General features: G+C 60.9%; 24 protein-coding genes and 2 pseudogenes. 10 read left to right on the top strand and 16 right to left on the bottom strand.

From position 1 onward, the window contains the following. Window positions 1-131: 131 nt before the first annotated feature. Entirely contained in the window at window positions 132-689 is a 558-nt protein-coding gene (locus AC0IYU_RS19050; protein WP_472120073.1) for a hypothetical protein, read from the bottom strand. Between the two features lie 681 nt (window positions 690-1,370). Between AC0IYU_RS19050 and AC0IYU_RS19045 the strand changes: the two genes are divergently transcribed. The 6 genes and pseudogenes from AC0IYU_RS19045 to AC0IYU_RS19020 form a co-directional block, all read left to right on the top strand. After that, on the top strand, window positions 1,371-1,901 hold the full coding sequence (locus AC0IYU_RS19045) for a DUF421 domain-containing protein (RefSeq protein ID WP_472120071.1): 531 nt from the start codon (window positions 1,371-1,373) through the stop codon (window positions 1,899-1,901). Continuing rightward, entirely contained in the window at window positions 1,879-2,493 is a 615-nt protein-coding gene (locus AC0IYU_RS19040; RefSeq protein WP_472120069.1) for a cysteine hydrolase family protein, read from the top strand. Before AC0IYU_RS19045 ends, AC0IYU_RS19040 begins: the two co-directional genes overlap by 23 nt. 812 nt (window positions 2,494-3,305) lie before the next feature. Next, window positions 3,306-3,827, top strand: a pseudogene (ku, locus tag AC0IYU_RS19035) (non-homologous end joining protein Ku); the annotation flags it as partial. Between the two features lie 63 nt (window positions 3,828-3,890). Then, window positions 3,891-5,033 (top strand): exodeoxyribonuclease III, encoded by a 1,143-nt coding sequence (locus tag AC0IYU_RS19030; protein ID WP_472120133.1) that lies wholly within the window; start codon window positions 3,891-3,893, stop codon window positions 5,031-5,033. 708 nt (window positions 5,034-5,741) lie between these two features. After that, entirely contained in the window at window positions 5,742-6,260 is a 519-nt protein-coding gene (locus AC0IYU_RS19025; RefSeq protein WP_472120068.1) for a low affinity iron permease family protein, read from the top strand. A 794-nt stretch (window positions 6,261-7,054) separates the two neighbouring features. Further along, a pseudogene (locus AC0IYU_RS19020) lies at window positions 7,055-7,153 on the top strand (DUF3597 family protein); the annotation flags it as partial. Between the two features lie 51 nt (window positions 7,154-7,204). Here the strand turns inward: AC0IYU_RS19020 and AC0IYU_RS19015 are convergent. Both AC0IYU_RS19015 and ku (AC0IYU_RS19010) read right to left on the bottom strand, forming a co-directional pair. Then, window positions 7,205-8,014, bottom strand: coding sequence for a tetratricopeptide repeat protein (locus AC0IYU_RS19015; protein WP_472120066.1), 810 nt, complete (start codon window positions 8,012-8,014; stop codon window positions 7,205-7,207). Between the two features lie 30 nt (window positions 8,015-8,044). Beyond that, the gene (ku, locus tag AC0IYU_RS19010) at window positions 8,045-8,971 is read right to left on the bottom strand and encodes a non-homologous end joining protein Ku (protein WP_472120065.1); all 927 of its coding nucleotides are present in this window, start codon (window positions 8,969-8,971) and stop codon (window positions 8,045-8,047) included. A 355-nt stretch (window positions 8,972-9,326) separates the two neighbouring features. On the opposite strand from ku (AC0IYU_RS19010), the gene AC0IYU_RS19005 reads away from it, so the two are divergent. Then, window positions 9,327-9,545: a hypothetical protein gene (locus AC0IYU_RS19005; RefSeq protein WP_472120063.1), complete on the top strand. Its 219-nt coding sequence runs from the start codon at window positions 9,327-9,329 to the stop codon at window positions 9,543-9,545. Here the strand turns inward: AC0IYU_RS19005 and AC0IYU_RS19000 are convergent. From AC0IYU_RS19000 to AC0IYU_RS18975, 6 genes are all read right to left on the bottom strand, one after another. Continuing rightward, on the bottom strand, window positions 9,542-10,009 hold the full coding sequence (locus AC0IYU_RS19000) for a response regulator (RefSeq protein WP_472120061.1): 468 nt from the start codon (window positions 10,007-10,009) through the stop codon (window positions 9,542-9,544). The two genes, AC0IYU_RS19005 and AC0IYU_RS19000, sit on opposite strands and share 4 nt — an antisense overlap. Before the next feature lie 98 nt (window positions 10,010-10,107). Next, a complete protein-coding gene (locus AC0IYU_RS18995; protein WP_472120060.1) occupies window positions 10,108-10,632 on the bottom strand; it encodes a nucleoside 2-deoxyribosyltransferase in 525 nt (174 codons plus the stop codon). Window positions 10,633-10,652: 20 nt separating this feature from the next. Continuing rightward, complete coding sequence (locus AC0IYU_RS18990; RefSeq protein WP_472120058.1) at window positions 10,653-10,910, bottom strand: hypothetical protein; 258 nt, start codon at window positions 10,908-10,910, stop codon at window positions 10,653-10,655. After that, on the bottom strand, window positions 10,907-11,098 hold the full coding sequence (locus tag AC0IYU_RS18985; RefSeq protein ID WP_472120057.1) for an aminoglycoside phosphotransferase: 192 nt from the start codon (window positions 11,096-11,098) through the stop codon (window positions 10,907-10,909). The genes AC0IYU_RS18990 and AC0IYU_RS18985 overlap by 4 nt, the downstream gene beginning before the upstream one ends. A gap of 170 nt (window positions 11,099-11,268) precedes the next feature. After that, window positions 11,269-13,827 carry a DNA ligase D gene (gene ligD / locus AC0IYU_RS18980; protein ID WP_472120055.1) on the bottom strand — a complete coding sequence of 853 codons (2,559 nt, stop codon included), beginning with the start codon at window positions 13,825-13,827 and terminating at the stop codon, window positions 11,269-11,271. A 12-nt stretch (window positions 13,828-13,839) separates the two neighbouring features. After that, window positions 13,840-14,019 carry a DUF3606 domain-containing protein gene (locus AC0IYU_RS18975; protein ID WP_472120053.1) on the bottom strand — a complete coding sequence of 60 codons (180 nt, stop codon included), beginning with the start codon at window positions 14,017-14,019 and terminating at the stop codon, window positions 13,840-13,842. A 394-nt stretch (window positions 14,020-14,413) separates the two neighbouring features. Between AC0IYU_RS18975 and AC0IYU_RS18970 the strand changes: the two genes are divergently transcribed. Next, on the top strand, window positions 14,414-14,845 hold the full coding sequence (locus AC0IYU_RS18970; RefSeq protein WP_472120051.1) for a helix-turn-helix domain-containing protein: 432 nt from the start codon (window positions 14,414-14,416) through the stop codon (window positions 14,843-14,845). A 25-nt stretch (window positions 14,846-14,870) separates the two neighbouring features. Here the strand turns inward: AC0IYU_RS18970 and AC0IYU_RS18965 are convergent, their stop codons facing one another. Then, a complete protein-coding gene (locus tag AC0IYU_RS18965; RefSeq protein WP_472120049.1) occupies window positions 14,871-15,311 on the bottom strand; it encodes a DUF4142 domain-containing protein in 441 nt (146 codons plus the stop codon). An 849-nt stretch (window positions 15,312-16,160) separates the two neighbouring features. Here AC0IYU_RS18965 and AC0IYU_RS18960 point away from each other — a divergent pair. Next, entirely contained in the window at window positions 16,161-16,595 is a 435-nt protein-coding gene (locus tag AC0IYU_RS18960; protein WP_472120047.1) for a BLUF domain-containing protein, read from the top strand. Window positions 16,596-16,845: 250 nt separating this feature from the next. On the opposite strand, the gene AC0IYU_RS18955 is transcribed toward AC0IYU_RS18960, so the two are convergent. The 5 genes from AC0IYU_RS18955 to AC0IYU_RS18935 form a co-directional block, all read right to left on the bottom strand. Then, on the bottom strand, window positions 16,846-17,517 hold the full coding sequence (locus tag AC0IYU_RS18955) for a winged helix-turn-helix domain-containing protein (RefSeq protein WP_472120045.1): 672 nt from the start codon (window positions 17,515-17,517) through the stop codon (window positions 16,846-16,848). After that, a complete protein-coding gene (locus AC0IYU_RS18950) occupies window positions 17,502-17,864 on the bottom strand; it encodes a zeta toxin family protein (RefSeq protein WP_472120043.1) in 363 nt (120 codons plus the stop codon). Before AC0IYU_RS18950 ends, AC0IYU_RS18955 begins: the two co-directional genes overlap by 16 nt. Window positions 17,865-17,867: 3 nt before the next feature. Beyond that, window positions 17,868-18,152 carry a hypothetical protein gene (locus AC0IYU_RS18945; protein WP_472120041.1) on the bottom strand — a complete coding sequence of 95 codons (285 nt, stop codon included), beginning with the start codon at window positions 18,150-18,152 and terminating at the stop codon, window positions 17,868-17,870. Window positions 18,153-18,437: 285 nt separating this feature from the next. Continuing rightward, window positions 18,438-18,650, bottom strand: a complete 213-nt coding sequence (locus AC0IYU_RS18940; RefSeq protein ID WP_472120039.1) for a hypothetical protein — start codon at window positions 18,648-18,650, stop codon at window positions 18,438-18,440. Window positions 18,651-19,149: 499 nt separating this feature from the next. Continuing rightward, window positions 19,150-20,154, bottom strand: coding sequence for a DNA-binding protein (locus AC0IYU_RS18935; protein ID WP_472120037.1), 1,005 nt, complete (start codon window positions 20,152-20,154; stop codon window positions 19,150-19,152). Window positions 20,155-20,458: 304 nt separating this feature from the next. Between AC0IYU_RS18935 and AC0IYU_RS18930 the strand changes: the two genes are divergently transcribed. Continuing rightward, the gene (locus AC0IYU_RS18930) at window positions 20,459-22,066 is read left to right on the top strand and encodes a DNA-binding protein (RefSeq protein ID WP_472120035.1); all 1,608 of its coding nucleotides are present in this window, start codon (window positions 20,459-20,461) and stop codon (window positions 22,064-22,066) included. 183 nt (window positions 22,067-22,249) lie between these two features. Here AC0IYU_RS18930 and AC0IYU_RS18925 read toward each other — a convergent pair whose 3' ends face one another. After that, on the bottom strand, window positions 22,250-22,525 hold the full coding sequence (locus AC0IYU_RS18925; protein ID WP_472120033.1) for a hypothetical protein: 276 nt from the start codon (window positions 22,523-22,525) through the stop codon (window positions 22,250-22,252). Between the last annotated feature and the right edge of the window lie 640 nt (window positions 22,526-23,165).

Genomic DNA, 23,165 nt, shown 5'->3' with positions numbered 1-23,165 from the left:
CTATCCAAGTAGGACGAACGCCATCGCTGCGTGTTCATCCACAGAAAAAAGCCCGGCACTGGGCCGGGCAAATGCACGCGATTTGGCTAGGCCAAATTCCCCACGAGCAACTGAGCTCGCAGCGAGCAGGATCAGCGATAGACGCTTTCGCCGCGAGTTTTCCAATTCGTTTCGAGATGGGCAGCGTCGTCGTCGTTTTTAGCGCGCAACCCCATCAGGATGCCGCCCTTCTTGATGCCTTCTTCATATTCCTTCACGCGCTCTTCGGGCATATTCCAGCCGACGAGCGCGCCGATCAGCCCTCCGCCTGCAGCGCCCGCACCCGCACCCGCAAGGGCCGCTGCGATCGGGCCGGCGATGACAATCCCGAGCCCTGGCAGCGCCAAGCTGGTGCCGACCGCCGCGATGGCCGCGACGATGGCTCCAACGGTTCCGCCGATCGCGCCACCGATGCCGGCCCCTTCGGCCGCTTTGTTGCCAAGCTCGGTTTCCTTGCCTGCCGTGGTGCCGGCGAAGTGACGATCGCGGGTTTCATCGGACATCACCAAATTCAGATCGTCCTTGGTATAGCCACGCTCGTGGGCTGCACCGTACGCAGCCTCAGCGCTTGCGCGATCGGGGAAAAGGCCGGTGACGAGGCGTCCGTCGCTGTCTTGGGCGCTGTTTGCGGGAATGATGGGTGTGTTCATATTGACTCCTGTTGATGGAAAAAGGCTGCGAAACAGACGAGCGTCAGTTCCGGTCGGCTCGGGCTGGCCGCGCGCCGGTCTGCGGCGCGGTGGCGTCAGTCGTGCTAGCAGAGCTGGTCGACGAGCTGGCTGCGGGTGCCACTTGCCGGGCCTTGTCGACGGCAGACGGAGACGTGCGCACAACCGTGCCAGTGTCCGAGCGAGGCACCGCCTTCTGCGTTGCTTCCGCCGCAGCCTGTGGGGTCGTGCCAACCGCTGCGGGCGTGCCTGCATTGGCCTGAGCCAACGCGTTGCTTCCCATAAAAGTGATAGCGGACATGAGTGCGATGCGCGACAACATTGTGTTCATTCAGTCTCCTTGGTGAATGCGTCTGACCTGACGGGTGTGTCCGGAACGCCAGTGCAATGTGACTACAGAATGAATGCGAGTCGGGCCGTCGAACCCCTGCCAAAGCGTAGGAGAAAGGCGTGTGACGGAATGCGTTTCACAGAAGGTGCGCACGGACCTGTTTCACAATCCTCGTCCCAGCGGAGGTGAATGCCTACAAGGAAAAAAGCCCGTAGCGTTAACCATCGGTGCTTCGAAACTCCGGCCACTTGCCCTATCGCTTTTGTTGAGCGGGGAGTTGTTCTTCGCGGTCTCGACCATCGCAGCGTGCGGTTGAGTTTTTTCTGTACTGAATGACTGATCTTTTCGATATCTATGCTCGCGAGTACCCGATTTGGCACATGGTCGTCCGTGGGACTGCGGTGTATTGGTTCTTGCTGCTGGTGTTCCGATTTGTGCTCCGCCGGGACGTCGGGTCGATGGGGGTGGCAGATTTGCTGTTCGTGGTTCTGGTTGCCGACGCGTCGAGCAATGCAATGCAGGGTGAATACAAATCCATCAACGATGGACTTGTCCTTTTGTCGACCCTCATTGCGTGGAACTTTGGTTTGGATTGGCTGAGCTATCGATCGAAGCTGGTTGCGCACCTGGTGGAGCCAACAGCGGCGGTCCTGGTGCGAAATGGTCGGCTAAACATGCGGACGCTGCGTCAGCAAATGATCACAGTCGAGGAGCTCAAGGGAAAGCTCCGAGAGGAGGGTGTGGAGGACCTGGCACAGGTAGGCATCGCTCGCCTCGAGAGTGACGGCCAATTGAGCGTGCTCAAAAAGGACGGCGGGAAGACAAACCCGCCGCCAAAAGATGCCGGGCCGCCTGGTGGCTGATCGCAGACCGAGCGGCCCGGCTCCGGGAAAGCTGGCGGCGGACCAAGCGGCCGGCGGTGCTGCGTTGCTCATCATCGACATGGTGAGCCGCTGGGAGTTCGAGGACGCCGACAAGCTACTGCCGCGCGCGAAGGCCATTGCGCCCTTCATCGCGAGGCTGAAGAAACGCGCGCGCAGTGCGGGTGTGCCTGTAATCTACGCGAACGACAACGCGGGTCGGTGGCGATCAGATTTTCGGGCGCTGATTGCCGAGGCACGGGAAGCGGGCGGGTCGGGCCGGGAAATTGCCGAACTGCTTGCTCCAGATCAGGACGACTATTTCCTGCTCAAGCCGAAGCAGTCTGCGTTCTTCGGCACGCCCCTGGAACTACTGCTTCAGCACCTTCAAGCCAAAAAGCTGCTGCTCACCGGTGTTGCGAGCGACCAATGCGTCCTGGTGACTGCTGCAGAGGCGGTCATGCGCGACTTCGGAGTCACCGTTCCGCGGGATTGCGTTGCTTCCCAGACACTGGCGAGGAATCGGCTGGTGCTACGCCAGCTTAAAGATTTCCACAACATTCCAACCACGCCTTCATCACGTTTGCGGTTCTGAAAACCAGCTGGGAAGCAATGAGCGACGCTCTCGACTTGATGCACTGGGGAGCATTCGCTCTGTCTTTGTGGCGGCCTGGCTCGTCGCGTCCACCAAGGAGCGCCGTAGAAACGTTGGCTTCTGGATATTCCTTCTAAGCAACGTGGCGTGGACCATCTGGGGCGTGCATACATCGGCCTATGCGCTCATCGCCCTGCAGGTCTGTCTGGCGGCGCTCAACATCCGCGGGCTCTCCAAAACAAAGAAGCCTGGCTCGTAGGTCGCGGTGCGGCCAAGTGGCGCAGAACGCTTCAAGGCAATCCCCTGACCAAGCCCGAAGCGCTTCATCTGCGCTCCTGTAAAGCAGCTTGCTCACGCACAAAGACTGGGCTTTCCTACTTTTCGCGGGCTCCGAAAGCCTGACATACGGGGCATGAAAAACATACTTCTTCGAGTAGCTGGTTTGTTGCTCATTTTGGGAGCCGTGGGCCTAGGCGCGACGGGCAAAGCTGCGGCGCAGCCCACCGGAAACCCAAAGGGAACCGTCGCGCCCCCCTCGAGCGACGCACAGAAGGCGCCGGCCGCTCGAACCCCCACCGGGGGATTCGGCGAAAGCGGAAAGATCATCACTGACGAGAGCACTGCCAAGGCCCGCACACAAACCAGCAAGCCTCCAGCCTCGATCGGCGGCGGCGGCAAGGCGACCCGCGACGGCGAGCCGGGCAAGTCCGGTAGCGGCGCCGCTGCAGGTGGCGCAGACCCCTCTGCCAAACCGGCGCCCCAGTAGCAATCCAACGCTCCGCAAGCACTCAATTCCAACGACAAGGGTTTCCATGGCCACCAGCAGCAGAACCTTGTGGAAAGGCGCGATCACGTTCGGGCTTGTCCACATTCCCGTGGGCTTGCACACCGCGAGCATCGAGCAGGGGGTCGACTTCGACTGGCTCGACAAGCGCAGCATGGATCCTGTGGGGTACAAGCGCATCAACAAGAAGACGGGCAAGGAGATCGACAAAGACAACATCGTCAAAGGCGTGGAATACGAAGACGGCAAGTACGTGGTGGTCTCCCCCGACGAGATCGAGGCGGTGTACCCGCGCACCACGCAGACCATCGAGATCCAGCGCTTCATCGACGCCAACGAGATTCCTTTCGTGTACCTGGAGCGGCCCTACTACGTGGCGCCCATCAACAAGGGCTAGAAGGTGTACGCGCTGCTGCGCGAGGTGCTGGTGAAGACCGGCAAGGTCGGCCTGGCCAAGGTGGTGATCGCAACCAAGCAGCACCTGGCCGTGCTGGTGCCTTCGGGCAAGGCGCTGGTGCTGAACCTGCTGCGCTGGGGCGACGAGGTGAAGACGCTCGAAGGGCTCGACCTCCCCGCAGCAGGCGTGAAGGGCGCCAACGTCACGGCTGCGGAAATGAAAATGGCCGAGCAGCTGGTTGACGACATGTCGGGGAAGTGGAACCCCGACGACTTCAAGGACGAATTCAAGCACGCGGTGATGAAGATCGTCGACAAAAAGGTGAAGGCAGGTGACACCGAGACGGTTATCCAGCCCGAAGAAGAGGCGCCCGGAGAATCCGCCCAGGTCATCGATCTCACCGAGCTTTTGGCGCGCAGTCTAAAGAGCGGCAAGGCAGTCAAGGCGCCAGCGAAAGCCGCAACCGAGGAAAAAGACGCTCCGAAGAAGAAAGCTCCCGCCCGCAAAGCCGCCGCAAAGAGAATGCAGCGCCGGCGAAAAAGCGGAAGGCGGCTTAGGACCTGCCATCCGAAGCAGCTTGTGCGAGTAGCCACCTACAACATTAACAACGTCGTCGCACGACTTCCCCAGTTGTGCGCTTGGCTTGATGTCACCAAGCCTGACGTCGTCTGTCTCCAAGAGCTCAAATGCACCGAATCGAAGTTCCCGTACGACGAGCTCGCCAGCGCCGGGTATGAAGCACTGGTGCACGGCCAGAAGACCTGGAACGGCGTGGCGATCCTTGCGCGCGGCGCAGCGCCCTTGGAGATACGCCGCCGGTTGCCCGGAGATCCAACGGACAAGCAGAGCCGATACCTGGAAGCAGCCGTGAACGGCATTGTGGTGGCGTGCCTGTATCTCCCGAATGGCAACCCATGGCCCGGTCCGAAATTCGACTACAAGATGTCTTGGTTTGAGCGCCTGAATCGGCATGCTTCCACATTGATCCGGTCCGGGCATCCTGCAGTTCTTGCCGGCGATTTCAATGTGGTTCCCACTGACGACGACATCTACTCGAGGGCGTCCTGGAAAGACAACGCCCTTCTGCAGCCAGAGCCGCGCGCGGCCTTCCGAAAACTGGTTAAGCAGGGATGGACAGACGCGCTCAAGCGAAAGAAGGGCGAGCGGGCCGCGTACACGTTTTGGAGCTACCTTCGCAACAGGTGGCCACGGGATGCAGGCTTGCGCATCGATCATCTTCTAGTCAGCGACGTTCTCCTCCCGCGTCTCAAATCCGCCGGTGTGGACAAGGCCATGCGCGGTCTTGATGGGACTAGCGACCATGCCCCAGCCTGGATCGAACTCGGTGGTGCACCTTAGGGCGTCGGCTCACGCAGGCCGTTCAGGGTCTGGGAAGGCGAACAGTGCAAGCCCGCTGGCGCGGAAAGCGGACCACGACCCTTCGGGTTGCGCAAGGCGGGTGGAAATTGCGTAGAGCACAGCAGGATTGGCACCAAGCCCGATGTGGCTCCCGTAGTAGACCTCGATGTTCTCTGCTTTCGCTCCTACCGGGATGGTGCTGGCACAGCATCGAGCTGCATGGCGCCGCTATGAATCGCCACCTTCACGTCGGGCAAAAAGTCAAAGCCTCATTCGTTGCACGGGCGTCGAAGGATCTCGTAGTCGATCGGCTTGAACGTGCCGTTGTTGGAGTTTTCGGACCGAGCACGCCGTCAGCCCACATATCAGGTTCATCTCCGCCCTGAGTTCGATGAAGTCGCCCGCTCGAAATGCGAAGGTTGCACCACGGCGCGAGCGGGGCAAATCATATGTGGCATGCAGGTCTGCGAGAGGTTACGCGCCCCATTGATAGTCGGGCGCGTCTGACGAACGTTGCGGCGCCCGAATTGAGCTTCTTCTAAACGCAGGCGTCTTCGCATGACGGCGATAGAGCATCCGGCGCGCCGTCGGAAGCGAGTGCCATCACGTCACATGGTCGCGCTCCGGCGGCACAGTGCCTGCGTGGACCTAGCTCTTCAGCATGAAAGTTGGTCAGGTTCTGTAAAGGTTTTTGCCTACCCTTGGGGCATGACTGAAAACAACATTCCTTCCTCTCAGCCACTGGGGTCGATGCCGCATACCGCGAGCGCAAGCTATGCCAAGCGTTCCCCAGTTTTAGCGGCCTTCGATCGATTCGCGAGTAGCGTCACTCGGTGGGCGGGCAGTCCCGCCGCTTTCTGCGTGGCCATCATCTTGGTGGTGGTCTGGGCCGCCGTCGGACCGATTTTCGGGTTCTCCGAGAATTGGCAACTGGTCATCAACACTGGTACGACCATCATCACCTTTCTCATGGTGTTCCTGATTCAACAAAGCCAAAACAAGGACAGCGTGGCGATGCACTTGAAGCTGAACGAATTGTTGGCTGCGAGCCAGAACGCCAGCAACCGAATGGTGGGCATCGAGGACCTTGACGAGCAGGCGCTACGCGAGTTGGCCGACTTCTACGTTCGTCTCTCCAAGCGCGCCAAAGAGCAGGGCGCGCCCAAGGGGCGCCATTCCATCGATGAGGAGTCGGAAGTGCTCTCGTCCCGCCGCGACGAACGTTGAAACGCGACGGGCCGCCACCGAAGGCCTATGAGTGGACGTTCGCATAAGAACGGATGGCGCCAGTGCCAAAATCGGGAAGTGGGTCGACCCGCCACGGCTTCGAAGAGCGGAGGTTCGCGTTGAAACTCGCGACGTGACGAATTGAGCTGGTCGACAAGGCGGGGGAGGCTCGGCCCGAGTTCCTGGAAGCCGTGCCCCTGGGCATCAGCTTTTGCCAGCTCGTGCTTCGAGACGGCGTGTTTCCGACAAGAAATTCGGCGCACGACGATCGCCTCGAGGGTCATCCGTTCAAGGGCGTGATGGTGGCCTATCACGGCGTTCCGATTCCGAGCCCGAGGGGAGGGCTGCTCGGGACGCTGTGCCACTTCGACGTTCTCGCGCAATCCCTCAGCGATGCCGAGTTTGAAAATCTGCGCGGCGTCGCCCGCATCCTCTCCGCCTTTCGTCTCTGGAGGCTCGCGTGCTTTGTGACTGGCGCGCTACTGCTCGTGTCTGGCGTCGGCCCGGATATCAAGCTTCAGGGCTCCGGCAGCAGCCGGAGCGGACAGTCAGACGCCCGCCGGATCGCCGCCGCCCGCATCGGCTCCGCTTCAGGAGGTCGCCGATGGAGGTCTTCCAGTTCAGTTTTTCGGGTGCCTTGCTGGCCATGTCATCGACCTGCCGGCGCGCCGGCGATAGCCCAGGTCGCCCTGGCGCAGCGGCCGCCAGCGCTGCCGCACCTTCGGCGCACGCTGCAAATGCGGTTTTTAACAACTTCAGGGATCGATATGTCGACGTCGAACAAATGCTCGAACACCGATGATTCCGCATCGATGAACATCTGGCTTCACCGGCAGGTGATGAACAAGGTCGCAGCCAACGGCGGCAAGGTTCCAGACGATTTGAAAGACTGAGCGTACGGCGGTCGCGCTGCTGAGCGAGAGAGCGCGACCTGACGCTGAGAGTCATCCTGCAGCTGCCTGCAGGCGCCGGTAGGCACTGAAGTGCCGGATGGCCATCTGCTTCTCACCCGAATCGGCGTACAACAGCGCGGCGTTTCGATGTGCATCGAGAAGGTCTGGTTGAAGCCGCAGAGCCCGCTCGTAGCTTCTGAGCGCGCCCTCGACATCGCCCGTGCCTTCATGCGCGACAGCGCGATTGAAGTGCATCAGGGGATCGTCAGGGCAGAAGCGAATACCATCTTCGTAGAGCTCGACGGCAGCTTCACATCGGCCGCCTTCGCACAGCATGAAGCCGAGGTTCAAGTAGGCGTGTGCGTAGGCGGGATCCTCGACCAGGATCTGCCGATACATGGCCTCGGCTTTGTGCGGCGCGTTCTCTTCCAACGCTTCGGCGCGCGCAAAAAGCTCCACCAAATCCACGCCGCTTTGGGTCGGCTCCTGCAGAGGCGGCAGGTGGCTGATGGAACCGCCGCCAGCTGCCAGCTGCAGGTCAAGAATCAGCTGACCAGACTCGGGCTCCCAGTGAGCTTCGGCAGATCGCACCGTCACACGGTCGCCTTCGGCCGTGATTCGTATGCCCGCGAGCGGGAATTCAGGAGGCATCGATGCCTTCAAAAGCCGCAAGGACCTCAGAATCTGCCGTGTGGGGATGCGCGCAGCGCGTAGTTCGTTGGCCGAGCGAAGCAGAACCTGGTCCTGGAAAGAGAACCGCCAACCTTTACCTTCCTCCTTCTCGGGCGTGACGAACCCCAGCTCGATGAGGCGGAGCACTGCATGCCTGGAAAGACCGAAAAACTGATTCGCGGCGCGCATGGATGCGGAAGTAGGATTCTTTGGGGCCGGTCAGCGCTTCATTTTGGCGCGTGGTGCGGGTACTGTCTTGGGGGTCGCTTTAGGAGCCCGCTGGGCCTTCGCCGCCGGCGGCCGGATTGGTGTCACGACCTGACTCGCGGCCGCGGACGCAGCCCGGGGCTTCTTGCCGGCGGCAGACTGCTTCTCCAAGCTGGCCATGAGCATCTGCGTGAGGTCGATCACCTGAGCTGAGCCGCCATCCTCCGGATGCTCGGCGGCGATGATTTCTTCGCCAGCGATCTTTGCGTCGATCGCCGCAAGAATGCGCTTCTTTTCTTCGTCCTCGAACATCGTCGGGTCATAGGCGTCCCGCGAGATCTGGTTGATCAGCTGCAGCGCCAACTTCAGTTCGGCCGCGGAGGGTTCCAGCTTTTCGATGTTGAGGTCCTTGAGCGAGCGCACTTCCTCGGCGTACAACAGCTGCTGGAGCACCAGGCCGTCGTCCTCGGCCCGCACCTGCACGACGTACTGCTTGGACTTCCAGGCCCACTTGGCCAGCGCGCAGCGGCCGCTTTCCAGCATGGCCTTCTTCAAGAGGTTGTACGGCTTGCCGCCGCGCTTATCTGGTGCCAGGAAATAGGGCTTGTCGTAGTAGATCGGGTCGACCGCATCCGCGGGGATGAAGGCGACGATATCGATCAGATGGCTGGCGCCTTCCTCTAGCGCCTTCAGTTCTTCCGGCTTGAAGATCACGAAGCGGTCTTCCTCGAATTCGTAGCCCTTGACCATTTCCGCACGCGGCACGATCTTCTTCGGGTTGTTCGCGGCGACGTATTGCTGCTTGACCCTCGAGCCTTCCTTGGAGAGCATATTGAAGTGGACCGAAGCCGAACTCTCGGTCGCGGTGTACAACCGAACCGGTATCGAGACCAAGCCGAAGCCAAGGGAAAGCGATGCGATCGATCTAGGGGCGGCCATGTTGTTCTCCTTGTCCAGAGAACAATGAACATGCCACCTTTCAAGGATTTGGGAAATAGGCCTGAATCGCCGGGCTCACGCCATTTGTCGGAAAGGTTGTGCAAAATCGTCCGATGACTTTACGAAGGCCTCCGTCTAGCAAGCCCGGCGAATATGCCGCTGCGTATGAGAGGGTGACCGATGGAGCGCTTTTCCGGCCTGGGCCGGACGGACGGGCTGAGACGTTCTTCGGCGACATCTGGGTGCCGGCGGGCTGGTCGAACTGCGACTTGCTCGAGCCTCTGTTCGTGCCTCGTGAATTAGGCGACAAGACCGATCGCGGTGTTAAAGACATAAGTGGGGATAGATGATGCCGATGGATTTTTTGCGCAGGATCGAACGATCTGAATTTCCGCTGGCAGTGGAAGACTTCAAAGACGTCAACTGCGCGGCTGTATTGAAAGCTGCGGGCCTCATCGAAGCTGAACTGGTTGAAGCGGTTCATGGCGATCTCGACACGTGCTGTGCGCTCATCAAATGCATCACGCCCGAGGGCCGGGCCGCGCTCGCAGGAAAGTTCCGCCCGGACGTCTAGCGCCGCGGGGAGAGACGTTCAAGGAAATCCAGGAGACCGTCTATTTCGGTGGACTTGTCGAAAATCGCGTCTGCCCCTAGCTCCAGCGCGCGGCGGCGCATTTCGTCGGTCGCATAGTTCGAGAAGAGGATGACGCACTGGCCCGCACGTCGATTTGCGCAGCTTGCAAGCACCCCGAGGCCGGACCCTTCGCGAAGGAACAGGTCCACCACAGCCAAATCCCAATCATCGTGACAGTCGAGCCAGGCAATGGCATCAGCTTCTGTTTCGGCGACGCCGTCCACGCGTGCCTCAGATAAAGCCTCGAGCGTCGGAATGAGGTTGTCGCGGATTACCTTGTTGTCTTCGACGAGCAATGCATGCAAAACCATGCTGCGAAAGCTAAGCTGCGCACCGGTCGTGGGTGTAGGAAAGACGACCGGCGGAAAGAAAGCATTTTGTCCGACGGGGGTTCGTAGCTGCAAAACCAGATCCTTGCACGACCGGCATTTCTCCTCCCTGCTGCCGGTCCTTTCCTGGACGGTGAAAGGATTGTGCCCAGGCTTCCCTGGGCACTTTTTTGTCAGCTGTTTAGCCTCCCAGCAAGCAGCAATCCCCGGAGCTTCCTCAGCGCGCCAGCGGGGCAATCTTCAATGGGTACGGCACAGGCAAGCATGAGGTTCATGGGGAGGCCCCAGTCTTCGACCAACTGGCCAGCGCAGTCGCGAAGCACGCCCTTTTCATCGGCAATCGCGCCATAGAGCGCCCGTACCCGATCGGAGTAGCTTCCAGCACCAACGCCGTATGCGACGACGGGGATGCCAAGTGCGTGAGCGGCCCCGACTTCGAAGACCGTCCCAGCGTCCGGCTCCGCGCCTCTGAAGGGTGCCAAGTTCGCAATCATCCCGTCTGCCCGTCGCAGCATCTGCATATTCTTTTCGAAGATCTGCTTCGGTGTGCCAGGGTTGGGGGCCGCATCGAATGGCGCCAACGCTTCCATTCCGAACTCATCACACGCGCGACTTAGCGTGCGGAAGTACTCGGCGGCATCGGAGCGGAACACATCGGGACCTGCGAGGTAGACAAGCGGTAATGACGGAGAAGACATGCCGGCAGTATGCCGAGCCTTCAGGTCGCGTCGATGTCGGGATCGATGCCACCGTCGCCGACCGGATCGGCGTCTTCGTCCTCTTTCGACATTTCGGCCCTCCAGCGCTGCGCCCCGGCATCAAATGCAGACTGCGCAGATCCGAACGTTTCTTCGGACGCGGCAAACTCTCTGATCTGGTCGATTTCATGGCGAGTGGCTTCGAACAGGATCCAGTGATAGCGGTCGGGGTGGTCCGGATCTTCAATGACCGTGAGCGAAAGATGAGACAGCTTCATGTGGGCTGGCCTCCACCGATGCGGCCCTTTTTGACCAGATCAATAACGCCTTCGGCAAACGCGATGTGCTGGTGCGAAAGCGACGCCCCGGGAACGAGAAGTCCGACGCGCTCCGCGAGCGCCTGCAGAACTGCTCGATTCGATTCAGGTGCTTTGGGGAGGGGAATGTCTGAATCTGCTTCGGGCATGGCAAAAATCCTCATGTGTCCCACGTTGGGGCTAAGAAAGAAAACGGACCAGCGCACGCCAACGCGCTTTCCAGCGTGCAAGCACGCCGGGACGCTGACTTTCGACGCGAACGCTGGCGAACTCCGAGGCTGTCCAATGGCATAGCGTCCTCTTGGCATCCGGCTGCCAATCACCGCTTGTACCGCAACAGCTTCATTGCCTCTGCCAGCGGCTGGCGCGTCTTCCAATAACCGACCCACGGGTCCGAGGTTTGGAAAGACAGGTGCTCGCGCGCGGTGCGCACGGTCCACTGTGCGCCGCTCTTCAGCTTGGGAAGGTCGTCCCAACTCACAGGCATCGACACTCCCAGGCCCGGCCGCGCGCGTGCGGAGAACGCCGCGGCCGTGGTCGCGCCGTGGCCATTTCGCAGGTAGTCGATAAAAAGCTTGCCGATTCGGTTGCTCGGGCCGCTCTTGGCCACGAACCGCATGGGAATCGTCCGAGCCATGTGCTGGACGATGGCTTGAGAAAAACCCTTTACCGTGTCGTAGTCGTAGCGGGGGGCCAGGGGCACGACGACATGCAGCCCCTTGCCACCGCTTGTCTTCAGCCAGGATTCCAGGCCGAGGGCCCTAAGCATCGTTCGCATGAGCGTCGCCGCCTCCTGGATGTGCTCCCAGGTCGTCCCCTCGCCGGGATCAAGATCAAAAATCATCCGGTCCGGCTTATCGATGGCCTTGGCCGTCGAATTCCACGTGTGGAACTCGATCACGTTCATCTGCGCCGCGCCGACCAGCGCCTTTGCGTTGCCCACCTCGAGCAGCGACGTATGCCCAGGCCAAAGGGCTTCCGGCAACTCGGTGATGCCGGGAATGCCGATTTTTTCACCGTGCTTCTGGAAGAACAGTTGCCCCGTGACGCCCGCAGGCCCGCGCACTAGCGAGCAGGGGCGGCCTTTCAGGTGAGGCAGGATGAAATCGGCAACCGATTCGTAATACCGCACCAAGTCGAGCTTGGTCACACCAGTGGTGGCGTCGATCACCCGCTCGCCGTGACTTACTTTGATAGTTCTCCCGCCATCGCTTGCACTGGTGCGGGACCCCGCCCTGTTGCCAGGGGCACTCGCGCCAGCTGGCGCGCCAATCACCTTGGGTTGCTCTCTCACGATGGCCTTTGCCGGCTTATCGTCGCGCAGCCCGATGAAGGATGCATGCCTGACCTGACCATCAGGGGTCCACTCGGCAAACGATACCTCCGCCAAGATGACCGGCTTCACCCACTGCTCGCTCCCGACCTTGCGCTTGGACCATCGACCCGGCTTCGAGGTGCCCTTGTCGAATGGTGATCCGTCGACAGCCAGCGGTAGGAGCTTCCGCTTGAATTCAGCCGCTTCGTCGCCGCTCCAGCCGGTCCCGACACTGCCCGCGGGGACGAGGTTGCCTTGATCGTCATGAATGCCAAGCAGCAAGCTTCCAATTTGCGCGCTGTTGTCCGTCCGGTCCGTATACCCGCACACGACGAATTCCTGACGGAGCTTGCATTTCAGCTTCAGCCAGGTCTCGCTGCGCCGCGACACATACGGCGCGTCGGCCCGTTTGGCGATGACACCTTCCAGCTGCATCTGGCACGCGGACTTCAGAATCGAAGCTGGGTCGGCCGGGAAATCAGCGCTGAAACGCACGTGCTCAGAAGCGCGCTCTTCGAAGAAATCGCGCAGCAGCGCGCGACGCTCCTTCAGCGGCACTTCCCGGAGGTCAGCCCCTTCGAAAAATGGCGCGTCGAAGACGAAGTACACGATCTGCTCGGCGCCCTTGCGCCGGTCGAAAGCGTTTTGCAGGGCATTGAAGTCCGGCGCGCCATTGGCGCCGAGCACCACGATTTCACCGTCCAGGTAGGCCGAGTTCAGGCCGAGCTCACCGAGCTCGGCGACGAGGCCTGGCATCTTGGGCGCCCAATCATGCCCACCGCGGGTGATGAGAGCCACCTTGCCCTCTTCGATGCGAGCCATGAGCCTGTATCCGTCAAACTTGATCTCGTACAGCCAGTCTCCCGTCGACGGGACGCCGGCGGCCAGCGTGGCGAGTTGGGGCCCGATCTTGGCGGGTAGATCAGCTTTGCGCGCGCTGGCCAGCGGATCTGCAGGCTTGGCAGTCTTTCGCTTCCCCGCCGCTGCAGGCGCTGCTGCAGCCTTTTTCAAAGGCTTGGAAATCACGCTGTCGGGTAGGGCGGTGACCACGTCGTACTCCGAGTGCGGCCGCGCGAATTCGTCTTTCTTCTTAAAAAGGATCCACGGTTCCTGCCGCTCCCCACCCTTGGCAATCTTCACAAGCTCCCACAGCCCTTCCAGCTTCTGGCCCCGCAACCTGAACACCAGCTTTCCGGCGGCTAGACCCTTGCGTGGATCGCCGACCGGCTCCCAAGTGCCGTTGTCCCAGACGATCACTGTGCCGGCGCCGTACTGCTTCGGTGGAATGGTGCCCTCGAAGGAGGAATAGGAAATCGGATGGTCCTCCACGTGGATGGCCATCCGTTTTTCCTTCGGGTCGAAGCTGGGGCCTTTGGGCACAGCCCAGGACAACATGACGCCATCCAGCTCGAGGCGGAAGTCGTAGTGCAGCCGAGAGGCGGCATGCTTCTGGATCACGAACGACAGCGCGTCAGGGTTAGCCAGACCGCCCTCTGCAGGTTCGGCAGTAACGGCGAAATTGCGCTTCGCTTTGTAAACGGACAGCGCATCGGCCTTCGGCATGACGCCCGCCGACTACTTCTTTTTCGCCAAGTACTCGCGGACCTTTTCGGCCGAGTTGCCGACCGCTTTCACGGCTTCACGCAGCTCGTCCGGCGTGCAACCCAGACTCTTTGTCCAGTCCCGGACTTCATAGTCCTCTCTGAGCGAAATGAGTTTGCGGTCGAGTCCGGTTTGGTTAGTGTTGTCCGACATGGGAATGTCCCCCAAAAAAGTTCACAATGCACGCCCTCGGATCGGCGATCTGTAGGCCGGAGACGCAAGGTTTCTTCGGAAACGGATTCGGCGAGGCCTCTAGCGTTTCTTCCGTGCGCGATGCAAAGGGCTTGGCGTGGTGCGAATGCCCTTACAAGCGCCTACGAATGTGCGACAGGGGAAAACGGGAGGATGGCTCTGTAGGTTCGGCTGCTCTGCCTAGCAAGTCGGCTTACATGTGACGCTATGGGCGTCCCCGCCCTCGGCGGACATCATTGACCCGGCCACGGACGAAAACAAGCCGCAGGTTGGCTTTGGAGGCAAACGCCGGCTCATACGGCGCTGCTATCGCGTAGACCAGCGACCGCGGATTGCTGGGCGGCACAACGCGGCCATGCCAAACATCGCATCCCTCCTAAAAAGTGAAATTTCCCGGGTCGCTCGCAAGGAAGCTCGCATTGAGATCGAAACGCTAAAGAAGGCTTCGACGTCCTACCGCTCCGCCATAGCCGAGCTGCGCCGTCAGGTGGCCGCCCTTGAGAAGGAGCTGCGCCGCGTGGCGAAGGGATCGGCTCGCGGCACGACCGCCGACGCCCCTGAAAACGCAGACGCAAGCAAACGCCGATTCAGCGCTGCCAGACTGGCTGCACACCGTGCGAAGGTGAGCCTTTCGGCCGCCAGCTACGGGCAGTTGGTGGGGGTTTCGGGCCAGACCATCTATCACTGGGAGCAAGGCAAGGCGCGCCCCGGTGCCGCGCAGTTAGAGCGTGTAGCGGCCGTCCGCGGCTTGAGTGCCTATGAGGTCGCCGAGCTACTCAACTCCTGAGAGCCAACCGGCGCCACGTAGATCATTAGCCTCCGCCGAGGACATCCTTCATCTGGCGCGCCGACAGCAGGTGTCGCTCGACGATTGGGACGACGAAGGCCGCCGCGCGGCGCAAATTCGGGTCGGAACCATTCGCCGCGTAGCCTCGCATCGTGGTCAAAGCGCTTGTGTGTGCCAGCACCTGCTGACGGGCGTATTCGCGGTCGAAATCGGAGCCGCGCAAGCTTTGCAGACTCGCAAGGAAGCGCATTTGGTCACCACCCACATGCGGCTGCGGCGGTGCCAGTCCAGAGGCCACCGCCGCATCGCGCAGGGCCTGCTCGATACGTGCGTGATCGGCAAGCATCTGCGCCGCGAACGTGCGCACCTGGGGGCTGCGGCTCTGGGCCAGGGCGTCTTGAGCCGCGGCCATTTCGTAGCCGTCGGACTGCGCTGCCGACTGGGCGAACTCCTGAGGTGTCGGCATCTTGGGGCCTGGAAGATTCTGCTCGCACACAAAAAATTCAAATCTTGGCTGCCGCGGGCTTTCTAGAAGCCGGGTTGGTTTACAACGGACAGGAAGGCGACACCGAACCGCGGGGAGCAGTGCTGGTGGTCAGCATTACTCCGCTCGGCCGAAGAGCACTCGAACAAGACTTGAATTAGAACGGGCGTAAACCACGTTTTCAGCAAATTTTGCTCGGCCGCATCTCAACTGATAAGGAACTCTTCACAAGTATTAGATCGTGAGGGGAAATGGAATTGTTTTAAGTTCCCCTTCGAAGCGCACCCGCACCCGCACCCGCACCCGCACCCGCACCCGCACCCAGTCCCCGCTGGCGCCTGTGGCAGCAAGCTGAGCTCCTAGCTGAAAGTCGCGCTCTCAACCTACTAATTGCGTTCTTTTGTATTGCCTAAGTTTTTAGTCGGTAGCTTTTTTCCAACCCTGCTGCCCTTTGCGAAACGAGTTATCCTAAGGAGAAGCTCTCGGGGCCCATCCCTCATTACACTGCTGGCACCGTCAAGAATTCAGGCAGCACTCTGCCGGACCACACGGCGCTGAGTCGTCAGCGCTGCGGGTCAGTAACCTGGAGTCAAAGCCTGCGGACGAATTCGATTTGCGGCTCCTGCGCCAAGCTGACGGAGGGGGTGGACTCGCCTGGCGCGCCGCGACGTCAGTGAGGTAGCGCCGCTAGGGCCGCCCTGGCCATCGGGCCAGACGAGGGCGCGTATGGCTGGGCGGGCGCCCGGTCGGCGACGCAGTGCGTATTCGTGAGCGTCGTTCTAACGAAGGCGTCATGCGAATCCTCCGGCAGTATGCAAGCGCTCTCTGAACTTGGCCCTCACCGACAATTTGTTAATGCTGATCCGACTAATCTACCGGAGCGTGTCAAAGAATCCTTCAGGGTCGGACATCACCGACATCCTGCTAACTTCCCGGCGCAAGAACTATGCGGTGGGGATCACCGGCGCACTATGCCATCTCCGGGGTGCCTATATGCAATATCTTGAGGGTGACGAGGCAGCCATTCACCACGTCATGGCTGCCATCATTGAAGATCAGCGACATTGCGGTCTGTCGGTCCTTGAGACTCGTTTCGTTGCCGCACGCGCTTTTCCGCAGTGGTCCATGGCAATGCTGACCTGGGATCCGGAAATCGAAGCAACTCTGGGGCCCTTGTCCGACATGGGACTCTTTGGCATCTCGCCCGACAACGCGGCGCCCATCTTTCGTTCGCTCAGCACGACCTCGCGCTGGGACCCGCTCTGAGCGCGGTGCGGCTCGTCGGCCACGTCCACTGCAGCATTACCGCGAAACACCGCAGTCTGATCGTTTCCAACCCCGCGGGCCAGCAACGCCACCCAGCTACCTGGAAAGGTCTTTTCTCGGCATCGGCCTTTCTGGTGCGGAAGGTCTCACGCCAATCCTGATCACCGTGGCCACTCGACGTAAGAAGGCCCCCAATCGAGGACCGCACGCCGCGCTGATCGGGCGGCCGTTCCGCAGCCCAGAACGCCCGCTATCCCTCAGGATCGGCAAGCATGTAACCGACCCCTCGCACTGTGTGCAGCAGTTTCGTGTCAAACGGATCATCCAGTCTCTTTCGCAACCGGCGAACCGTAACTTCCAAGGTGTTGGATTCATTGTCCAAGCTTGTGTGCCAAACACGCTGTTCCAGGATCTCCCGAGAGACCGGTTTGCCTGCACGCTGCAAGAGTTCTGCAAGTAGGTCAAATTCGTTGGGCGAAAGTTTGATCGAGACCCCTTGGCGCGCGACTTGGCGGCGCAGGATGTCAACCTCGAGGTTGGCGAGTCCTAGCCGACTGGTCTCCTGCGGCGTACGTCGCTGCAAAAGTGCCTGCACGCGTACTTGCAGCGCTAGTTCAGAAAACGGCATGGCAAGGTAGTCGTTCGCGCCTAGCTGCAAGCCTTTGAGGCGATCTTCGACCTTGTCACGCGTGGTGAGCATCAGCACAGGTGTTTGCTTGATCCGTCGGATGGCCTGTAAGACAGCCAGATCGGGGCCCGCAAGGGCAACGTCCAGCAGCACCAGAGAGTAATCACCCTCAGTCGCCAAGTACCGACCTTCCAAGCCGTCAAACGCAAGGTCGATGGGATAGCCCAGCGCTGTTAGAGCGTTCTGAACGCTTACTAACAGAAAGGGGTCATTTTCGATTAGCAGGATTCGCACGGCACCCCCCCTGTGCGGAACGTGGCCTTCTCGACCCAACGCCCCGCGTCGAGGTCCGTATAGAACGCGGCCGTTTGATCGTCTAAAGCGAGAAGAGTCTCGTATTTTGGATGAAAGCTGCGCAGGTCATCGCCGATGATTTCCACGCCGCCGCCGTGCGCCTTGATCACCGAGAGCGCGTCGGCGATGGCAGCGCTCTTGCCGGAGCCAGGCTGGCCGCCAAACAGCACGACAACAGGATCGTCCACGCGCGCGGCATCAGCAAAGAGCCGTGGGAGGATGGAACGCTCGAAAATTCTCTGGTGGTCTGCTTCAGGGAGGCAGTGCTTCTGGCGGTCGAGTTCCACCGATCAGGCAGCCAGCAGTTGCTTGTTGCGACGCTCGGCCAGACCTTCACGAACCAAGGGAGCGTAGGCGGCGAGAGTGCGCGCGACGCCCTCTACGTCGGTAGGCGTCAGCGCCGATCGCTCCTTGAAGAGAGTGGTGATCTCGGCGTTGATTGCGAGGGCTTGCCTGGAATCAGGACCGTGTTCGGCCTCTGCCTGAACCAGATCAGCAGTGAAAATTGCCATGAGCGCCGTGATGCACTCGCGCGCAGTTTCAAACGCGATTCCCTGCTCTTGGGTCCACTTCATTGCAATTCTCCATTTGAGGCGCACGCGCGCCCGGACTGGTGATTTTGACAAATTCAGGGGGCAAGCGCTCAACATGGCGGCATTCCTATTTTCGTAGCTGGGGTCAAAGAAGGGCGCCGCCGAGTGGGGCGCGAGACGGTGGGCGCTATGGCGCCCGGCCCGCAGGGCCGGCCAACATCGCGAAGCGAGACTGCTGCAACTGCGCGAAGCGCCTCACCTTCAGGGGATAAGGCTCGCGCCGAAAGGGGTGGCACACACGCCACCCCTTGTTGAGCGATACGGCCGTCAATTCCGAACGGGTGCGTTCGGCGAGGCGGAAGCGGGCAGTGGCATGCCCAGCTCCGCACGCTTCGCGGCGATGCACTGTTGCACCTGCGACCAGTCTTCGGTGGCCACCAACCGGTTCTCCAAGTCGCTGCCGGCGTACAGGAAGAAGCGCGGGGCGTCGTCGCATTCGCGCTGGTCCTGGTCCTTGTAGTCGATGAACAGCGTGAGCAAAGGCCCCTCCGCCGTTTATCAGCGCTCGGCAATTCGAAGGATGGGCAGGTGTTCTTGTGCCATGACACATCGATGAAGCCTTCCGGCAGCTGAACCTCCAGCCGTCCGAACATCGGAAACTCATAGAGGTATCGCGGCGTGTCGTCGGAATCCCGATCGGCAGCTTCCCCCGCATCCGCTAGTTCGGCGACAAGCGACTCTTGGACCATATCAAAGCGAAGATCAAGCTCCAAGCCGCGCTGGTTGCGCACGGGGGCCACGCCGCATGCGGACAGCAGCGCGCACATTTCCTCTTCACGGATGCTTGAAGCGATCAGATCGAGGTCGGCAACGTGTCGTCCGCCTGATGGACGCCCTACGCGGCGCGAATCTTAGTGCCCTATGTTCACCCAGTTTTAGCAGGGCGGCCAAGCTGTCCGCAGAGAAGCTTCAGGCTATCACGAAGCATATGATGCGCGTGTCGAGAGTCCGGACGCCGTCGGTCTGGTGCCAGTGAGAGTCAGACAGCAGTTTTCGTCGCAACTGCCCGCTGCTTGCGCTGCAGCAATGCGGAGGCAACCGAAAGGTTCTCACGCATCTGTGCAATTTCCCTTTCGGACTGTTCTTGCTGCCGATGCAGGTGCTCAGCCAAATCGGCTACGCGTAGTTCAGCCATGTTCGCGCGCTCGCGCTGTTCGGCCAGTTCAAGGCTGCTCGCGTGGTGTCGCCGTGCCCAATCAGCCTCCGCGCTTCGGTGCGTTGACTCGAGCTCGAGCAGCGCGACTTGGGTCGCCTTCGTTGCTTCCTGCTCCGCAGCTCTTGCCTTGTTCGCCTTCTCAAGCTCCACCTGGGCATGCCGGGTCAAGCCACGTTCGCGGTCAATCTCTGTGAGCAGTCGGCGCTCCTGACCGATGTGGCGCTCCAGTGCCTTGTCTCGATCGCGCTGCAGCGTCACGATTTCGAGCTCGGCCTTTTCACGCAATGCCTGGACGCTAGCTTGCACCGTCTCCAAGGCTTTTCTTACACGCCGCACCTCGCCGTCTGACTCGTTGATCCGGCGCTCGCACTCGCGTTCGCGCAGGGCGATGTTGGCTTCCAAGCTGGCCATGGCCTGTTTCGTCGAGGCTAGCGACTCGTCAATCTTGGCGCGGGTCCGTTCCAGGGTGGCGTCCCATTCGCGCAGTTCGCTTTCTCGCTTGGCCAGTGCCTCGTTCGCCTGCTTGATTTCCTGGCGCGCGGCCTCCGACTTCTGCGCCTGAGCCTGCTCTGCTTCGCGACGCGCAACGTCCCAGAACTGTTGGGCGGCCTGCACGACCGAAACCGGGGCGGTGCCTTCGCTTGGTTGCGTGTCAGAAGCCTGTAGGCCGATGAGCCGCTGTGCAAGGCCTGCAAACCACTCGTCGAGCAGTGCGCTCACCGTATTGGGCGAACCACCGCCAAGTTCGCGACGCACCCTTTCGATGGTTGGTTTGAGGCCCTGGGCAATCAGCGCATCCGCCGCGCGAGTGACATCGTCGATCTGCACCCCGGGTCGGCCCCTGGGCCGTTTCCCGCCGCCCGCTTGGTAACGGGGGATGGATTTACTCAAAATGGTCACGACTGGCTCCAAATTGGAAGTGCAGGTCTTATAAGCATGGTTATAGTCCCCGTCGGTTGAATTTATGACTTATATTACTCTTAAAAAGATAAGAAAGCATCATTAAATAGGTTTTCGCCGGACCCAGCGGTCGGGGGTGAGCAGTCAGCGTGGACCGCAGGCCAAAAATGAGCAACAGGAGAAAAAATGAACGAGATGTGGCCCGCAGTGGCCGAAGAGCGTTGGGCCTCGCTTGAAAAGCGGGCTGCCCGCATCAGCGAGCGCGCCGGAAGCACAGGTGCTGGAGCAGGGAGCAGCTGTCAGTGAACGTGAAAAGCCTGATTCGCTGGAGCGCAAACATCTCGAAGTCGTTGAAGCTATGGCGCTTGCGGGGGAGTTTCCCTCGCCGAAAACCCTGAGCCACAAGCTCGACGGAGGTTCGCTGACCTATACCAACCGCCTCATTGACATGTGGTTTGCCTCGCTGGGATCCCGCTTAGTCGGGCCGCCTCCAGGGGTTTCAGCGGAGCAATTGCCGAGCCTTTCTCGTCAGCGCGAACCGCAGCCGCCGCGAAGAAAACGCGCGCCCTTGCGCGAGTCGGAATTCTGGGACGCTGCCGACCACTTGCTGGTTAGCGGTCAATGGCCGACCATCGATCGCCTCCGCAAGGCGCTGGGAGGCGGTTCGCCCAACACCATGGGTCCCATGCTCGATCGCTGGGTGGCAGCTCTTGGCACCCGCCTGGCCGGCATGCCGCCACCGACGCCTTCTGAAAGCACCGATGCGCTCGCGGACCGCGGAGCTGAAGCGCAGCCCAGGGATACTGTGAGCCGTCCTGGACCGCGCGGCGTTCAAATGGAGGACGTGTGTCGCGCTGCCGACGGGTGGATTGCTCAAGGCGTGCAGCCGACCATCGCACGCATCAGGGAAACCTTGGGCAGCGGATCCCCTAACACCATTGGCCCCAAACTCAATCATTGGCTTGCCACGCTGGGGAAGCGCCTGGTCAAGCAGCCGGCGCAGTTGCGAGTCGGTGACGCCAGCACCATCGAACTGCAAGCCACCGTGGCCAAGGTGGCGTCACGGGCCCTGGATACGCGAGTGCCTCTCAGCGTTGCCAACCTTGCTATGAAGCTGTGGGATGTTGCCCAAGGCGAGGCGCGCAGGGAGTTCAAAGGCGAGGCGGTTGGCGTGAACAGCGCGCTCTTGGACGAACCACGACGCGAGAGCGAGGTGAGGGACAAACCTTCGTCCCTGCAAGAGTACCAGCGTGTGAAACTGCACCTGGAGCGAGCAGATTTCGAGCATGCTCGCGGCGGTCTCGAGAACGCGCTGGCATCGGCACATCTCGCGCTCGCAGCCCTGCGGGGCCAACTTGAGGAGGCTGTGCGGCTGCGTCATGATAGTAAGCGCGAGGTCGACCAGCTCGACCTCAGGCTGGCCGAGGCTGAGACTGTGCAAAGTGCGCTAAGTCGCTCACTTGAGCAAACGCGTGAGGACGCCGAATCGGCCACCAGCGAAGCCCAGACTCGTTTTTCCGACCGTGAACAGAGTCTGTTGCGTGAGGTCGAGCGGGAGCGCTCGGCGGCCCAGTCGGCTTTGGCCGACTTGCTTAAGGCCCAGCGCGAGCGGATCGATCTCGAAGAAACTTTCGCCGCCGCACTGGTTGTAGAGCGCACCGCGCTCAGCAAAAGCCGAGCCGCAGAGGCCGAGCTTCGTCGAGAACTCGAATCGGCCAACGCTAGGAACATTGCCGCGCTTGATGCGGCCGAACTGCGTGCAGCCGAGCGCGAGCGAATTTCAAACGAACTGGTTCAGTCCTTGCAAAGGCGTCTGGCGCCAGATTCGAAGGGCGACTGAGCTGCTTAAGGTCTCAGGCAAGTGTCGATTTCCAGGTTCAGCGTGGGAGCTTGCTCTTGGCTGGACCTGCACACACGCCGATCACACGGCGCTGAACATGGAGATCGAGGAATCTGCGCCAGGAGGTCGACCCGAAGAATCTGCTTGCCGACCTTCACCGGCACAGCTGCGCGTGTTCAACGACTAGTTGTAGCGGGTCCAGTTGTCGATCAGCCACTTCAGAACGTTGGCGTGGCTGCGTACTTCTCCTGGAAGGTGGTTTCTGATCAGACGTTCGCCCTTGAGCGCGCCCGCTTTGTCCTTGGATAAGCGGTTCAAGAAGTGAAGTACCTCGTAGCCCTCGTGCCGATTGAGCAGCGTGGAGTCGGGCTTCCCGGTCACTCTTGGGTCGTCGTTGCTGCTGATTGCAGTCCAACGGTAGTCCTTGTACTGAAGGTCAGCGCTCGAAATCAAAGCCATGTCTCGCTCCTCGTTGTTGGTAAAGATTTATGACACAGGACACTAAAGGGCGCAATCGGCCCCGCCCTTGACGCGCTCCGGTGACTTTTTCGAGGGCTCCTCGCTGTGAACCCCGAGTGCTTCTCGGTGGTGGCGACGCTGCCATGGCCGAGCATCTTCCACGCGGGCGGCGAAGGTGCCCCTGTTACAAAGGGTCGAACTGAACCTGCGGGGGAGGTGATGTGGTCTAAATCGTCCCGTGGCTCTGGCCAGTTTCAGTACCGCATTCCAGGACAGCGGGCGTCAACTAGGTGCCCGCACGCGGCCTCATTCGAGGCAGGGAAGGCCCCACGCGTCCTGATCGTTTGCCCCCCTGAGAAGCTATACGGCCTCCGCGCAAAAATACAGACCCAGTTCGTGACCCGCCTTGCTCTCGTCTTTCGGAATCACTCACAAGCTGTCGCAAGGTCATTCTCGTCCCAGCGCGCCGCGGCAAGATTCGACCAGCGCACGCCGGTCAGCATGAGCGAATGGAACAAGGGATACACGTACGGGCAGAACTCGGGCGACATCGGGACCGCCCTGATCTGTCACTGATCGTGGCCCTTCATCACGTGCTGCCGGTGCTGGGCCGACGCCATTTCGATGGACTGGGCGCCAT

The sequence above is a fragment of the Variovorax sp. AC103 genome (assembly GCF_979254005.1).
This window is presented reverse-complemented; position numbering and strand designations above follow the sequence as displayed.

Coding starts and splice junctions, on each gene's coding strand:
- ku (WP_472120065.1), bottom strand. CDS start 8,971: ATGGCCGCCCCTAGATCGATCGCATCGCTTTCCCTTGGCTTCGGCTTG.
- AC0IYU_RS18990 (WP_472120058.1), bottom strand. CDS start 10,910: ATGAAGCTGTCTCATCTTTCGCTCACGGTCATTGAAGATCCGGACCAC.
- AC0IYU_RS19030 (WP_472120133.1), top strand. CDS start 3,891: ATGAAAATGGCCGAGCAGCTGGTTGACGACATGTCGGGGAAGTGGAAC.
- AC0IYU_RS19025 (WP_472120068.1), top strand. CDS start 5,742: ATGACTGAAAACAACATTCCTTCCTCTCAGCCACTGGGGTCGATGCCG.
- AC0IYU_RS19050 (WP_472120073.1), bottom strand. CDS start 689: ATGAACACACCCATCATTCCCGCAAACAGCGCCCAAGACAGCGACGGA.
- AC0IYU_RS19045 (WP_472120071.1), top strand. CDS start 1,371: ATGACTGATCTTTTCGATATCTATGCTCGCGAGTACCCGATTTGGCAC.
- AC0IYU_RS18945 (WP_472120041.1), bottom strand. CDS start 18,152: ATGAAGTGGACCCAAGAGCAGGGAATCGCGTTTGAAACTGCGCGCGAG.
- AC0IYU_RS19040 (WP_472120069.1), top strand. CDS start 1,879: ATGCCGGGCCGCCTGGTGGCTGATCGCAGACCGAGCGGCCCGGCTCCG.
- AC0IYU_RS18985 (WP_472120057.1), bottom strand. CDS start 11,098: ATGCCCGAAGCAGATTCAGACATTCCCCTCCCCAAAGCACCTGAATCG.
- AC0IYU_RS18995 (WP_472120060.1), bottom strand. CDS start 10,632: ATGTCTTCTCCGTCATTACCGCTTGTCTACCTCGCAGGTCCCGATGTG.
- ligD (WP_472120055.1), bottom strand. CDS start 13,827: ATGCCGAAGGCCGATGCGCTGTCCGTTTACAAAGCGAAGCGCAATTTC.
- AC0IYU_RS18925 (WP_472120033.1), bottom strand. CDS start 22,525: ATGGCTTTGATTTCGAGCGCTGACCTTCAGTACAAGGACTACCGTTGG.
- AC0IYU_RS18975 (WP_472120053.1), bottom strand. CDS start 14,019: ATGTCGGACAACACTAACCAAACCGGACTCGACCGCAAACTCATTTCG.
- AC0IYU_RS19005 (WP_472120063.1), top strand. CDS start 9,327: ATGGATTTTTTGCGCAGGATCGAACGATCTGAATTTCCGCTGGCAGTG.
- AC0IYU_RS18970 (WP_472120051.1), top strand. CDS start 14,414: ATGCCAAACATCGCATCCCTCCTAAAAAGTGAAATTTCCCGGGTCGCT.
- AC0IYU_RS18965 (WP_472120049.1), bottom strand. CDS start 15,311: ATGCCGACACCTCAGGAGTTCGCCCAGTCGGCAGCGCAGTCCGACGGC.
- AC0IYU_RS19015 (WP_472120066.1), bottom strand. CDS start 8,014: ATGCGCGCCGCGAATCAGTTTTTCGGTCTTTCCAGGCATGCAGTGCTC.